The organism is Bradyrhizobium sp. CCBAU 11361 (assembly GCF_028128935.1).
In the GTDB taxonomy this organism is placed as follows: domain Bacteria; phylum Pseudomonadota; class Alphaproteobacteria; order Rhizobiales; family Xanthobacteraceae; genus Bradyrhizobium; species Bradyrhizobium niftali.
Genome location: NZ_LBJZ01000163.1, coordinates 15222 through 29803, shown reverse-complemented (window position 1 = coordinate 29803; position 14582 = coordinate 15222). Strand labels below are relative to the sequence as shown.

Here is a 14582-nt window from a genome sequence, read left to right as displayed (position 1 = left end):
TTGCTGGACACGCGGCGAATACAGAAAGGCGCTTGGCGAAGCTACCGATTCTTATAGTATCCGCGCCATGTCCATTCATGTTGAGCGAACCGTCGGCCCTCCCGATCTGCCAAACGCTTTCGCGCGTTTCGTGGTCCACCACCTCGGCGGTCGATCGCTTGACGACCAGAAGATGAAGAGGCTAAGCTCGGAAAATTCCCGGACTTTGCCTGCTGTCGCGGCGGGACGGCGCTCCGGGATCCGCCACTGGGTGCGATTTCGCTTCCGACAGCTCAAGCCGTCGTGTAGCCGATGCTCTCCGCCCAGTATGTCCACCACGTCGTCCCGGCCCTCATGTCGCCGCAGCTTCCCACGCGGCTTCGCGTGAAGGTTCTCAATTCCGGCGACGAAGCCTGGCTCTGTAGCGAGGTCGAGCCCCACCGGGTCTATCTCGCTGCATGGGTGAACGGCCTTCCGGCTGCGGCCGGATACTTCGCCAATGCCGATATTGCGCCGGGACAGTCAGCCGAGGCGTCGATTGACCTCACTCCTCCCAACGAGCCGGGCTCCTTCATCCTGAAGATTGGTCTCGTTCAACAGGACATCGCATATTTCGAGGATCACGGCGTCGATCCCCTGGTCTTCGAGCCACGCATCGCCAGCAAGCGTCTTTTCGAGCGTAACGGCGCGGCGACAATGGTGCCACGTTACCGGTTCGACGTGGTTGATGTCCGCCTCCCGCCGAGTGTCGCGCCGGGGATACTTTTCGGGCTCGGCCTGAAGCTCCGCAACACTGGTGCAATGACCTGGGACGGCGCGGATCACCGGAACAGACTGGTCAGCGCGACATTGTCAATCGACGGCCTCCAAGTGGCAGGCTCGGTTTTGCCGGGTTCTGTGCCGCCGGGCGGTATCATTGACTTGCAGCTCACGGTATCTGCGCCCGATCGGCCTGGCCGACACCAGGCGGTCGTCGGCCTTGTGCACGAGGGCGTCACCGCCTTCGGCGTGCAGGTGCCCGCCGCGGCCATCGAGATCAACGTACGATCGGAGGCGCGGAGCGAAACTTCGCGTTTGCATGGGATCGCCCGGCGGCGGAATTCATGGTCCTTCCAACCCAGCGGCGGCGTGGGGGAAAGCCGAGACGGCCGTCATTACCCGCTCCTCCTTGAACGGTCGGAGGGGTGCCATGTTTGGGACACTGAGAGTCGTTGCTATATCGACTACACCATGGGATGGGGCTGTGCCCTCTTGGGCCACCGCTTCCCGCCGGTTCAGGACGCCATTCGCGCGGCGCTCGACCTCGGATCGACCCTGCCGCTCCCGCACCGGATCGAGATGGAGGTCACCGAGGCTCTGTGCGAGTGCATTCCTTGCGCCGAGGCCGTGGCGTTCGGCAAGAACGGATCAGACGCCTGTACCTTGGCCATTCGGCTTGCGCGGGTCGCAACCGGTCGACAAACGGTCCTCGTCTGCGGTTACCATGGTTGGCAGGATTGGTACGCGGAGGCCCTTGGGTTTACAGGGACGGGCGTGCCGGAAAGGGATCGTCTTCTGGTGCATCGCTTCCCGTTCAACGACCGGAACGCGTTCGACAGAGTAATCGAGGAGCATGGCGCCGACCTCGCGGCGGTGATCCTTGAACCAGCCGGCCCGGCCGGGGAGCGGGGCATGGGGCCGGGCGAAGACGCCGATCTAGACTTCCTGAGACATGTCGCGGACAGGACGCGCCGTGCCGGAGCGCTCCTCGTTTTCGACGAGATCATCACGGGGTTCCGATATCCGGGTGGCAGCGTTCAGCAAGCGACCGGCGTCGTCCCGGACCTCGCCTGCTTCGGCAAGGCGTTGGGCAACGGCATGCCGTTGTCCGCGCTCGTCGGGCGTAGCGAACTCCTGCGCGAGATGCGCCATGCCTTTTACGGGCCGACCTACAAGGGCGAGGTTCTGTCGCTCGCCGCAGCGGGGGCCGCGCTTCACGCCTATCGCACTCGCCCCGTCGCCGAGCATGTCCGGCAGTACGGCGAAACGCTTCGCGCCGAGATCAACCGACTATGCCGGCAACTAGGTTGCCCCGCAGAGGCGATCGGCCCGCCGTTCCGGTTCGCGCTGGTCTTTCACGGCGAGGACAGGCGCCAAACCTCGATGTTGCTGACCCTCTACATGCAAGAGGTGCTTAGAGAGGGGATGATCCCTTACTACGGCTATATGCTGCCGAGCTACGCTCACGACGAGCGCGTACTGGCGCGAACCGTCGAGCTGGTCGGCGCGGCCTTGGATCGCCTGACGTGGCATTGGAAGCGGGGGGCGCTCGACGAGGCGATCGAAATTCCCCTCGTCGAGGTGAAGTGATGACAGTCGCTCGGCACGCCCAGGTCTGGCTGGTTCTGCCTGCCGCGGAGATCGCGCCTCTCTTCCATTTTCCGCGCAGCCTCTATGCCATAGTTGTGAATTCGCTGGTGCTGCAGGCGAAGCAGGCTTGGGGATGTGCTGTTCGACCCATCGCCTTTCACGGCAAGTCACGCACGGTGTTCGACCTGACGGATGGTCAGGTGATCGCAATCAGGCGGCCGCTAATTGCCTTGTCCAATCAAGCACCCATTGTCGTCCTGAACGCATCGTTCATTCAGGAGCGCAGCCACGAGCCTGAACGCCTCGTGGAGCTTGCCGGCGCCCACGAGCTCTCCCTTTGCCTCACCCCCACCGGCGAATTTCACGCGTTCGCCTTCGTGCCTGCAAGGCGCAAGGCACGCACCAATCGTGTCATAGAGCTCCTCGGCCTCCTCGCCGGATCGGATCCCGGACCTCTCCGGAGGCAAGAGGGAGATAACGTCGTCGTCGCCGCAGGGCGAAGTCCGCAGCGATCCCCGGCCATGGCCGATGTTAATGACGTATCGACAATCCGTCGGTACGACAGTTCGCGCTACCTCGACGCCGCCCTGCTCGAAGTCGCCACGCGACCGGAAAGTCTGGCGCCGCTCCAAAGCGCGGACCAACTGCAAGAGGCTCTCGGTGCGCTTCGCTTAAGGTCACGCGTACCGTGGATCTTCAACGAGCTCCTCTGTGAGGTCGATCATAGGCTTGCGGCCGTGCGTCCAATGAGTGTCCCCCCAGAAATTCACGTCTCTCTGACGGGGAGCTGCAACGTAGAATGCCGCTTTTGCTCCTACGAGCACGCCTTGGCTAAGACGGGGCGAGTGACTGTCGAGCAAATCGAGCGGTTGGAGTTCGTCCCCTGGATCAGGACTATCCGATTGCACAGCGGCAATGGCGAGTCGACGTCCAATCCGCATTTGCCGCAGATCATTCAGTCGTTGACGAAACTTCATCCTCATCTGGAGCTTAATTTCAGCACCAACGGCTTGCTCCTCGACCGCCCCGGTCTGATTGACGCACTCGTCGGCGGAGTGAGCTGGATCAACGTCTCCCTGAATGCCGCAACTCGCGAAGGCTGGGCCAAGGTGCACGGCGTCGACCGCTTCGAGCGCGTCTGCGCGAATTTGCAAAAGCTCCGGGAGAACAAGCGCGCGAAGCGACGACTCAACCCTACGGTGATGGGGTCGATGGTGTTGACGCGCCACAGCTGCTTCGATCTTCCGATGATGCCCGCTTTGTGCCGCCAGCTCGGGGTCGACTATCTCACCGCGATCCCGTTTTTTTCGTTCCGCTACTATCGCGGAGATCGCTTCGGACCAGACGATGCGTACCATGTGATCGGCGACGCTTACGACTCCCTCTACTGGCGCACGGTAGAGCAGGCTGAAGCTCACGGCGTGTCCGTCGAACTCCCGGCCCCTTATTCCGCCAAGGATGCGGCTTTCGGTCTGGAACTTCGCAAGTTTCATGATTTTGCTTGCATGGAGGCGGAAGGCGGCTGGCGCTTGGCGCGACTCCTTTCCTGTTTCGATGGCTTCCAAGAGGGGAGCGAGAAAGCCTGCCCGGCTCTCTGGCGAGTAGCCCATATTGCGACAACGTCACGCTCGCACGTCGCAACCGACGAGACACATTTTCTCTATCCGTGCCTTGGTCCATTGGGCGCCATCGATTTTTCGCAGACCCTCCCGTTTCGCTTCCAGGGTGGGCCCGAGTTCGCGCAGCTTTGGCACGGCTCAATTTTTCGCAACTTGCGTGAGGCACAGCGCCGGCCCGGGAAGTCCGTCGTGTGTGATACTTGCAGGGGCTGCGACAGTCGGGATCCAAAAACTCACTTGGCGCTAGAAAGAGATCTCGATGCGTTTCGAGCATCCATGAACAGCGGATTATACCACTGATGCTGTCGTTGGCGTGTGTTCCGGCAGTTGACGTATCGACCCCAGGTCATCTGCAGTTTCCGAAGGAATTGGGTAGCTGTGGTCCCACGCGACAGCCCCGTGGTCGCATGGCGATGAAGGGGCTCTACGGGCCCGCAGCAGCACCGGGCACGCCGGTCATGACCTCGTACATAGTCGGCGACGGCTCGGAGTAGAGAAGCGGCACCACGGCGTCGTGCACGATCGTGGCGACGCGCTAGTGATGCGAGGCCCGATCCCACGGCGTGGAAATCCGCAACAGGAGCATTCTCCGAGCTGCCTTGACAAAAGGGCCTTTAGTCATTTTTTGCAGTTCCTTATATCCCGTTTTTGGCCCCCTTCGGCCTTTGCATGCTCCTGACAAGGCCTTTTGTCTTACGAGGTAGAGCACCTTGGGCGGCCGCCCGTGGGGATCTGCTCCGGGATGATTCAGTCGTAGTCGGCGAGGAGATCGAGTTCGGCTTGTACTTCGTCGCTGTCAGCCAACCCAGTCCACGTCGGGCGGTAGACATCCTGGGCCGGAGACTTCGGAGGGACGTCACCACTGCGCAGCGCCGAAGGATCAGCTTTGCGGGATGGCCGGCTTGGACGGCGGCCCCGTATGCCCGGCTCGCATGCGTTTCACAGGTAAGCTGCTCACGGCAGCTCGCGGCAACGAGATGGACCGCGTCCGATCGCTCACAAGGCCAACGAATTGTCCCGGCATACGCAATGTCAGCACATCGTTGCGATAGTTGATAATGCATCTCCGAGTCGCCGATTTCTTTGACTTGTAGGCAATGCTCCAAACTGGTGAAGTGCTTGAAGCGCCGGCACGGTCTGGTGCCGCGGCAACTAACAACTCACCCCGCGTATCGGGCGTATTGGATGGGGCGAAGCCAAAAATGCAGTACCGTCGTTTGGGGCGAACCGGTTTGATGGTTTCCGCAATTGGGTATGGCACCTGTCAGCTTCGGATGGTGCCTGTCGAGCGCGCGGTCGAAACGTTGGTTACCGGCTTCGATCTCGGTGTCAATATCGTCCACACGGCCCCTGATTATGCTGGCGCCCACAACATCGTCGCTGAGGCCATACGGCAAAGTAGGCGCGACGTATGTGTTTGCTCCAATGGTTGGGGTACCATCGAGTTTTTCGAGCATCTCTTCGAAGAAACGAGACGTCAGTTTGGCAAGCCCGGGCGTCCCGGAACGAAGCAACTCGAAATGTTTGGGATCGCGAGTGTCGAGGATCGCGAGATACTGGAGGAAAATGTATGGGGTGAAGGCGGAATGATCGAGTTTCTTATGTCGAAGAAGCGCGAAGGCAAGCTGCTGAACACCTTTTGTACGTCGCACGGCTCGCCTGCCTACATCCAACGGCTAATCGAGAGCAATGCGTTTGACGCGGTCATGTTCGCTTACAATCCGCTCGGTTACCACATGCTGTCGGGTAATCCTCCGGACGATCGGGACCGCGAGTCGGTAGCCGGAAACAGCAAGCTTTTCGAGATCGCGGCGGCTTACGACGTCGGTGTCATGCTGATGGAAGTTCTGGGTGGTGGACTTCTATGCAACGGTGTCGCATTCCCGGCACGAACTCCTCCTCCGCCGTCCATTGGCGAGTCCTCGCCCCTGCCCCGCGCCGGTGAAATTCTGCGGCACATCCTGTCCACGCAGCCGACGGCCACTTGTCTGCTGCCCGGAACGGCGAGCGTCGAGGAGGCGCGCGAAAACGCAATGGCCGGATATGCCGACACGCACGATGGCCAAGCGGCATCGCATCGCATCGAAGCGGCAGCGGCCCATCTGCTGAGCACCGTATGCTGCCGTTGCGGCGCGTGCGAGCCGCTCTGCAGCCAGCACCTGCCGATTTCTTGGATGTTTAGAAGCGCCATCATCGGCAGCGGCGGGGCAGTTCCCTTCGAGATTCCGCCGCGCGGGGAGTACTTCGATCTCCATCCGGCGGTCGATCAGGCGATCTGTGACACGTGCGCTGACGTGACGTGCTCTTGCCCCTACGGCATCGACATTCCTACCCAGCTTATCGACGCCCATGCGCAGATGTGGGATTTACGCTTGCGCGGGCAGGTGCCGGGTCCGACACCTCCACCCTCCGAATTTGGGCTCGCCGCGTATACGGCCCGGCTGGTCTCCGCCTATTTCGATGGCAGGTTCGCGACAGTCGTCGTTCAGAATATGGGAACCAACGGATGGCACGATTTGCCCGGACACCCTGCGGTCGAGGTTCAACTGCGGGAAGACGGAGACTTCCTTGCGGGCTCCCCGATGCGGGCCGATGTGCCCACGGCTTCCTACGGCTACTTCGTTTTCGATGTTCCACAGCGGCCACGCGACACTTCCGGTATTTGGATCGTTTTTCGCCGATCTGAACCCGAGCTACTGAGCGAGACGCGGCTCGGACAATTGACGATGGGTGATTACCGCTAACATCGACCGACCTCTGGCGGCGCACGCTGCGGCGGCGTAGCCAGAAGGATCGGATGACGTGGGAACGGATGACGCAGCTAGTTGAGCGACTGGCTCCCAGAACCAATCATCCATCATCCCTGGCCGAGCGATCGTTTCGCCGTCACACACCCAAGATGGGAGCCGTATGCGGGAAAGCCGCTTGTACGGCTCTGTGCGGGGGGCGCGAGGTAACTCGCGTCCCTACCGCGAAATGAGCCGACTTCCGGATGTGGCCCTTCGCGGACGCGCCGGCGGCCACGAGCTAGGTCTGCTTCGGGGCTATTAGCGGGCCAGCAACGCCTGCAATGTCCGCAACTTCCACCTAACTCGCCATACCCGCAGCCTTAGCGTGGCGCTCCTAATCGAGCCCTCGTACTGACAGATTGCATGAGGGCGAGCAATGGACGATCCCGTGAACTTCGAGCAGCTGGTGCAGTTTCGTGCCCCGGCAAACTTATCAGAGGCGATCGACGCGGTCATCATCACGCAAGAATGTGCATCGCAGCCTACGGATTCCTGATCTCCGAGCGGGAGACGATTCCCCCCTCAGGCGCTCGGCGCGCCCGGCCGATCCCGCTCGATCGCATTTCCGCAGATCACAGACCCCGCGGATCTGCCGCTGCGGACCCAACGTCACATTCCAAATTCGATCGCGACGATGCGACGGCGCCTCGAACATGGGCTCGTCCGAACGCTGTCGAGATGTCCTTGTTGTGCGATCAAGTTCGACCACCAGACAGATCATCGTTTGTGACGCAGTAGGACTAGGTCTGATCGGCTCTCGATACTCGAAAAATTGGAAAAGTCCGATCCGGCACAGACCCGAGCCAGAGCGCGAGAGCGAACGACTGTAAATCTAAGGAAAACTATAATAAGCGGGACAACAGAGAGACCAGCTCAGCCTGCCGCCTAGTCCCGGTTCGCAAAAAAACAGCCTTGAGATGATTACGCGCTGTCCCCGACGAAATGTTCAATTCAAGGGCAATTTCCTCCAGCGACTTTCCTTCCAATAGCAGCGATGCGAGACGAGCCTGCGCGGGCGTCAAGCCAAAGATCTCCATCACCGAGCTCTGCGAGATGCGAGGTATTTCATTCAGATCAGTCAAGATCAGAAGAGCGCCCATGTCCGGAGGAAGCGCATCGCCCGCGCTTTCCCAGCCTTGTACGATCGCATCAATGACAACGGGCCGGCGCTGGCTCCGCGTGATGACTGTCTGCAAGGTGGTGCCGCCCGGCTTGCCAGATAAGAAACGGACCTGAGTGATCAATCTGTCCAACCTCAATCGCGACTGAGCGTCCGCCGCAAACAGGCGCCTTCCTTTCACCGAGAGGTCGTCATCAAAGAGCTTCGAGGCATTTTCGTTGACGGCGGCCACAAAGCCGTGCCGATCGATCAAGAGCGCGGGCCGGCCCAGCAGATCAAGCGCACCAATCATGCCGGGCCGTTCCCCTCGAGCGATGTGCAGTTCACTCGGGCAAAACAAAGCCTCTTTCGGATCGGCCCCCGTTTCCGCGTCACCCATAAGCATAGCAATAGTTCAAAAAAAAGCTTCTCATGACTAAGGCTAAAACGCCGTCACCCAATGCACACTTATAGTTGCGTGCGTCAAAGTAGACAGTCCCATTTGGGATATGTTGGTATTAATTTCTGGAGACTTTCAGACTATGTACGTGTGCTACGGATCTTTTCTATGCGCGATGCAACGCGCTCGCTGCCTTTGCTGGTTCAATTTGAATGCTTCTTCGGCTACATTCGATTGCGTTTGATCGAAAATGAAAAGCGGACTTGTCATCAGGGAGGAAGCCGCACGTCTTGCAAATCCATGCTTGCATAGATCAGGCCAAATTTTCTCCTTCGCGCTGAATTTCATCGCGGCGAGCCCTCTTGATGCAGCCTGCTGTGCGGCATCAACCGCAAACACCCGAACGCTAAGTGAAAGGGGAAACGCAGACGCCCAGAATCCTGTAGCGTATTACTCTAAGTGATCTGACCGCCCTGGAGAGCTGCCGTCTTCAAGCCACCTATGAGGCGTAGCTCCGTCCGGGATATTGAAAACCAATGGAAACATTGCGGAGACAAGCGCGTCCAGAGCACCACGCTCCTCGCACAAGCGCTTCTCGACATATTGGCGCTCAAGCCCAGCCACCTCAAGCAAGCCGCGATAGCGATGGATGCGGTTGCGGTGACTGCGCATGGCGGCGAGAATTTCACTGATCATCGGCAGGTCCGCATTGGAAATCAAATTCCTTCTCCTTTGCCTCGTCCCTGCGGCTGTCTGGAGCATAGCTTACTCCATGGGGTGCTCTGATAGATCGGCTTTCTGCGGAGGTGGCCTTGAACGGTTAATTGTCTCTGTAACGCATCAGTTTCGTACGTAACGTACAACGAATTCAGTAGTAACTGCCCGGCAGCGAAAGCGGCAACCAGCCGTGTGATGCACGGGGCAAGGCATCCCGCCAGGAGCGTTCGGTGTTGTGACGAGACCCGACCGCCAGGCGCGACCACCGGCAAGCGCATTGGCCGCGTCGATGAACGCGCGACGGCCAGAGGAAATGCGATGTGCGGTGCCTGAGCTGCAGACATGCATGCCCTGCCAGTCGACGTCGCCGCCATGAGCCGGGAAGTATCAATCACCCACGGACGGAAAAACTCAGGAGCGGCTTGCAGGAGGATGGGCGCAAGACGAGTCTTCCGGCGTCAGCACCCTGAGGAGCCCGTTCGGTCGATGCAACTCGACGCCGTTCGTCCTGGAACGGCGGGTAGGTGTTGGTTACTATGGATGGAGGGGAGGGAAGTCCGCACATTTTGGGTCTTCTATCTCATATGGGACTCGTTGCGACCCCTTCGAGTTGGCTATTCGTCGCTCAAGGCAGTCGTTTTCAGGAGCCTGCGTTGATCGTTCGTGTTCGGAAATAGGCAGCGTTGTCCCTCGATGGGGATCAGGGCCGCGCCTTGCAGGTATAGCGGGCATCAGACTGCCTCGGCCTCAATGCAATCGCTTCTGGGGGGCCCGTTCGTGCGTTTGCCGCTTCCAATCGACTGCGTCGAGCGCGCCCTATCGCCGCGCGCGCCCCGGTCGTTCATTGGACAGGGGGAACGCAATGCAGAGCGAACCAATCGCTGATCATTTCGATAGTGTTTTTTCTCAGACGAGCGCGAGCTCGAGCAAGCATGAAAAAGAATGAGGATTCTTCATCTTTATAAGACGCATCTCCCAGACACATATGGCGGAGTGCCCCAGTTCATCGACCAGCTTGCGCGAGGTGTTACCCAGCGCGGTCACGCCGTCGACGTCCTCTTTCCAAGCCGCCAGCGATTGTTGGATGCCTCCACAGTCGGCAACTACACCAACCATCCGGTGCCTTTGCACCTTGAATTGGCGTCAACCACTTTTTCGCTTTCCGTGTTCAAGAAGTTCGCGGAATTGGCCGACAATGCGGATATTGTCCACTATCATTTCCCGTGGCCACTTATGGATCTCGTGCATCTGACGGCTCTCTCATCCAAGCCGTCCGTCGTTACTTATCATTCAGACGTTGTCCGTCAGCGTTTTGGGCTTCGGCTGTATCGTCCGCTGATGAAGAAGTTTCTCGATAGCGTTGATCGTATCGTGGCAACTTCGCCGAACTATTGTGCAACGAGCGAAACGTTGCGGAGTTACGCATCAAAAACACGCGCAATCCCGATCGGCGTCGACCAGTCAACCTATCCGCAGCCTCCTGCGTCCGTCATTGAAAAATGGCGTGCCCGCGTCGGCGACCAGTTCTTCCTTTTCGTTGGAGGTTTGCGCTACTACAAAGGACTTCACATCCTTCTAGAGGCAGTCAACGGAACAGACATTCCAGTCGTCATTGTTGGAAAAGGTCCCGTTGAGCGGGCATTGCACGGGCAGGCCAAACGGCACGGCCTTTCGAACGTTCAACTGCTCGGTGAACTTCCAGACGAGGATAAGTTCGCTCTTCTAACGCTGTGCTTGGCCTTTGTTTTCCCATCCCACCTTCGATCGGAAGCGTTCGGGATATCGCTGCTCGAAGGAGCCATGTACGGCAAGCCGATGATCTCGGCAGAAATCGGCACCGGAACGACGTTCATCAATATTGACCGGCAGACCGGGCTTGTGGTTTCGCCATCGGATGCAAATGCCCTACGGAGGGCGATGATATATCTCACGGAGCACCCAGTACTCGCCAAGCGTATGGGGCAAAATGCGCGTCTGCGGTATGAGAAGCTATTTACAGCGGATCTCATGGTGCAGCGATATCTGGATCTTTATGACGAGATGCTTCGCGAGAGCCGTAGAGGGAAGGGGCATGGTATTGTGGCGCAAAGGCCATCAGGACAAGGAACGCCCGACCGCCATCTCTCTAGATAACCTGAAATCCGGACCCACTAGGTCCAAGCGGTGGCGGTTGCGCCAGGAGACCGGAAAGAGCGCAATGAAGGCCTGGCACAGTTACTTGCGATCTCCGAGCTGTGCCAGCAGCGCCTTCCACCACACCGCATAAGGCTGGGCGAGCCACCACTTCATCGGGAGGCTGCCGTGGTGTCGGCGAACAACGCCAATCGCTTCAGCATAATGAGCGGCGCGGTTATTCCGCGTCTTTGTGTCCGTGTGAAGACGGTTCACGGCCAGGATACGAGGTACATGGACGAGCGGTCCAAAAGAGCGGTAGAGGCGCCACCATAGGTCATAGTCCAGTGCAAAATGAAGGGTTGGATCGAGCCCGTCGAGTGCTTCCCAAGCGGAGCGTCGGATCAGCGTTCCAGGCTGCGAGATGATGCAGCGCAATCTTAAGCGACGCTCGCTGAATGGCTGCACCCAGACCGGGCTCGTGCTGCCCCTCGAATTTATGTTCAGGGCGTTGCCATAGGCGGCAGGTGCGGTGGGATTGTCCTCCAGTGCCTTGATGAGAGCACGCAGGCTACCTGGCTCCAATTTGTCGTCGCTGTTCAGCCAACAGACGTATGGGGCGGTGCCGCGTCGAATACCCTCGTTGATCGCAGAGGCTTGTCCGCCGTCAGGTTCACTACGCCAATATGCCAGCCGTTCGCTCCAGCGCTTGAGGACCGCGAGAGAGATGTCGGTCGAACCGCCATCCATCACGATAATCTCTGTCGCAACGTCCTGAATTTCGATAGATTGCAGCGCATCTTCAAGGTAGGGGCCTTGGTTATAGGACGGAACCACCACCGTGACTTGAGGTGAATCCGCTCTCGCCGTTGCAGCAGCGTTGTCTTCGGGGGCGAGTGTCATCATTAACGGCGCTTGTAGTCGTCCTCGATGCGGATAATGTCATCCTCTCCAAGGTAGCTGCCGGTCTGGATCTCGATCAGCTCCAGGGTGATTTTACCGGGGTTCTCCAGCCGGTGCACCGCGCCCATCGGAATGTAGATTGACCCGTTCTCGTGCACCGTCGTCACGGTGTTGTTGACGGTCACCTCGGCTGCGCCGCGCACCACGATCCAGTGCTCGGCGCGATGGTGGTGCTTCTGGAGCGACAGTCGCCCGCCCGGTTTCACCACGATGCGCTTGACCTGGTGACGGGCGCCATTGTCGACCGACTGATAGCTGCCCCACGGACGATGCACTTTGAGGTGCTCTTCGGTGACCTTTGGCGCAATTGTCTTGATCTTCGTTACCAGGCGCTTCAGGCCATTGGCATCCTTGCGCGAGACAAGCACCGCATCGGCCGTTGCGACCACAACGAGATTATCGACGCCTTCGAGAGCGACCAAGGCGTGATCGGTCGTGACGCTACAATTGCGCGAGTCCTCGAATACAGCGGTGCCATGCGCGGCATTTCCTTCCGCATCCTTGTCCGACAATTCCCACACCGCGTGCCAGGAGCCGACATCGGACCAGCCGCAGGACACCGGGACGACCGCGACGCGCGCGGTCTTTTCCATGACTGCATAATCGATCGAGATCGCCTTGGCGGAAGCGAACGTGTCCGGCTCAATGGTCACGAAGCCAAGATCGCGGCCGGCATTCGCGACGGCCTCAGCGACGGCCTGCACGCTTGCCGGATCGACCTTGCGATATTCGTCGAGCAGAACCGTGGCCGGGAACATGAAGTTGCCGCTGTTCCAGAGATAGCCCGAATTGACGTAGTCGGCCGCCTTCGCCGCGTCCGGCTTCTCGACGAATTCCGTGACCGCGCGCACCTCGCCCGCGACCACCTCGCCGGGATTGATGTAGCCATATTCGGTGGCTGGCCGCTCCGGCTTGACGCCGAAAGTGACGATGCGCCCCTCACGCGCGGCGATAAGACCCTGACGGCACGCGGCGACGAAGGCAGCGTTGTCGCGCACGACGTGATCGGCAGCGAGCGCGAGCAAGACCGCCTCGCTATCGGGGCTTTCTGCGAACACGGCTCCCGCGGCGATCGCAGGGCCGGAATCACGGCGCGTCGGCTCCAGCAAGATATCGGCCTCGATGTCGATCTCGGCCAACTGTTCCAGCACCACGAAGCGATAGGCTGCGTTGGTGATGACGATCGGACGGTCGAACAGCCCGCTATCGGAGACGCGCAGCATCGTGTCCTGAAAGGTGGAGCGCGTCCCGAATAGTGGCAGGAACTGCTTCGGCCGCACCTCACGCGAGGCCGGCCACAACCGCGTGCCCGCACCACCGCACATGATCAGGGGCACTATCAATCCGCTCATCTCTTCTTTGCCTCAGTTCAAGCAATGTACATTTAAATGTGTCTCGGTCGCGCGCTTGCCGGCTGCGTCGTGCGACGTCAAACGGCCGATCAATTGGCCGGCGCACACATGATCGGCTGCGCGCGGGTCGCGCCCAAGCCAAGCAAGGATGCCGCCTAAGGTCGAATGCTGCTGCAGCGACATCTGGCGCTATGCCGTGCGGACAAGCCCGGCCAGCGCGCGAGGCCGGGCAAACAATCCCGCCGTTCAAAGCGCGCTCTCGCAAAACGAAGGCATACCGGACTGCTCAGCTTTCTGAAATGCATCTAGTTTGAAGAAGTGCGGTCCCCTGCTGCGCCCCCGATCTGTCGAAATGCCTGCTTGCAACGTTTAGCTGCAACGAAACGAACGAACAGTCCCATTTGGGATATGGATGAGCGGTTTTTCTTTGGGTAGGGGAAGGGGGCCTTCGGCACCGGATCGGCGGGCAGAACCATCTGCCGGCGACGGTCATCACGCGCGCGCTCTCTATGTCCATAGAATTCTTCATGCACGATGCCTATCAACGGCACAACCGGAGGCGGCAAGAGCACCTTGCCAGCTTAATGCTGCCTATAGCTGGCCGGACGGTTCTCGAGCTCGGCGCCGGCATTGGCGATCATACGAGCTTCTTCCTCGATCGCGGCTGCGAAGTAACCGCAACCGATGCTCGGGAGCCGAATCTCGCGCATTTGCGAGCGCGCTTCCCAAAGGTTACCGCACGCATGGTGGATGTCGAACGCGACCTTCCAGCCGATCTGCCTGCGCACGATATCGTCTATGCCTATGGGATCCTGTATCACCTTTCAGACCCGCTTTCGGCGCTGACGCGGATCGCGTCACTGACGAAAGACATGCTTCTACTCGAAACATGCGTCTCCTTTGGAGCCGAAGAGACGATCAATACGGTCCCTGAGGACGTGAACGATCCGACGCAGGCCGCGAACGGCCTTGGCTGCCGGCCGACCCGTCTTTTGCTCTTCAACTCTCTGAAGCGCCTCTTTCCTTACGTTTACGTGCCCCGCACCCAGCCCTGGCACGATGAGTTTCCGATCAATTGGCTTGATCGTGCTCCGGCCAATGCCACAAGGCTTTATCGCAGCATCTTCGTCGCCTCTCGGACGCCTCTAAAGAGCGCAATGCTTGCTGGCGGCCTGCTCAGTATCCAAACGAAGGAATAGGGAT

At 59.7% G+C, this 14582-nt stretch carries 9 protein-coding genes and 1 pseudogene; 6 read left to right on the top strand and 4 right to left on the bottom strand.

What is annotated here, in order from left to right:
- Window positions 1–291: 291 nt before the first annotated feature.
- The 4 genes and pseudogenes from XI08_RS15935 to XI08_RS46315 form a co-directional block, all read left to right on the top strand.
- Window positions 292–2328 (top strand): aminotransferase class III-fold pyridoxal phosphate-dependent enzyme, encoded by a 2037-nt coding sequence (locus XI08_RS15935; RefSeq protein ID WP_271575110.1) that lies wholly within the window; start codon window positions 292–294, stop codon window positions 2326–2328.
- The gene (locus tag XI08_RS15930; RefSeq protein WP_271575109.1) at window positions 2328–4247 is read left to right on the top strand and encodes a radical SAM protein; all 1920 of its coding nucleotides are present in this window, start codon (window positions 2328–2330) and stop codon (window positions 4245–4247) included. The genes XI08_RS15935 and XI08_RS15930 overlap by 1 nt, the downstream gene beginning before the upstream one ends.
- Window positions 4248–5149: 902 nt before the next feature.
- Window positions 5150–6691, top strand: a complete 1542-nt coding sequence (locus XI08_RS15925) for an aldo/keto reductase (RefSeq protein WP_271575108.1) — start codon at window positions 5150–5152, stop codon at window positions 6689–6691.
- A 480-nt stretch (window positions 6692–7171) separates the two neighbouring features.
- A pseudogene (locus XI08_RS46315) lies at window positions 7172–7474 on the top strand (IS701 family transposase); the annotation flags it as partial.
- A gap of 104 nt (window positions 7475–7578) precedes the next feature.
- On the opposite strand, the gene XI08_RS15920 reads toward XI08_RS46315, so the two are convergent.
- Entirely contained in the window at window positions 7579–8235 is a 657-nt protein-coding gene (locus XI08_RS15920; protein ID WP_271575107.1) for a helix-turn-helix transcriptional regulator, read from the bottom strand.
- A gap of 450 nt (window positions 8236–8685) precedes the next feature.
- On the bottom strand, window positions 8686–8955 hold the full coding sequence (locus tag XI08_RS15915) for a hypothetical protein (RefSeq protein ID WP_271575106.1): 270 nt from the start codon (window positions 8953–8955) through the stop codon (window positions 8686–8688).
- A gap of 939 nt (window positions 8956–9894) precedes the next feature.
- On the opposite strand from XI08_RS15915, the gene XI08_RS15910 reads away from it, so the two are divergent.
- A complete protein-coding gene (locus XI08_RS15910) occupies window positions 9895–11085 on the top strand; it encodes a glycosyltransferase (protein ID WP_271575105.1) in 1191 nt (396 codons plus the stop codon).
- Between the two features lie 81 nt (window positions 11086–11166).
- Here the strand turns inward: XI08_RS15910 and XI08_RS15905 are convergent, their stop codons facing one another.
- Window positions 11167–11970, bottom strand: a complete 804-nt coding sequence (locus XI08_RS15905) for a glycosyltransferase family 2 protein (protein ID WP_271575104.1) — start codon at window positions 11968–11970, stop codon at window positions 11167–11169.
- Entirely contained in the window at window positions 11970–13379 is a 1410-nt protein-coding gene (locus XI08_RS15900) for a mannose-1-phosphate guanylyltransferase/mannose-6-phosphate isomerase (protein WP_271575103.1), read from the bottom strand. The genes XI08_RS15905 and XI08_RS15900 overlap by 1 nt, the downstream gene beginning before the upstream one ends.
- Before the next feature lie 527 nt (window positions 13380–13906).
- Here XI08_RS15900 and XI08_RS15895 point away from each other — a divergent pair.
- Window positions 13907–14578 (top strand): class I SAM-dependent methyltransferase, encoded by a 672-nt coding sequence (locus XI08_RS15895; RefSeq protein WP_271575102.1) that lies wholly within the window; start codon window positions 13907–13909, stop codon window positions 14576–14578.
- The last annotated feature ends 4 nt before the right edge of the window (window positions 14579–14582 follow it).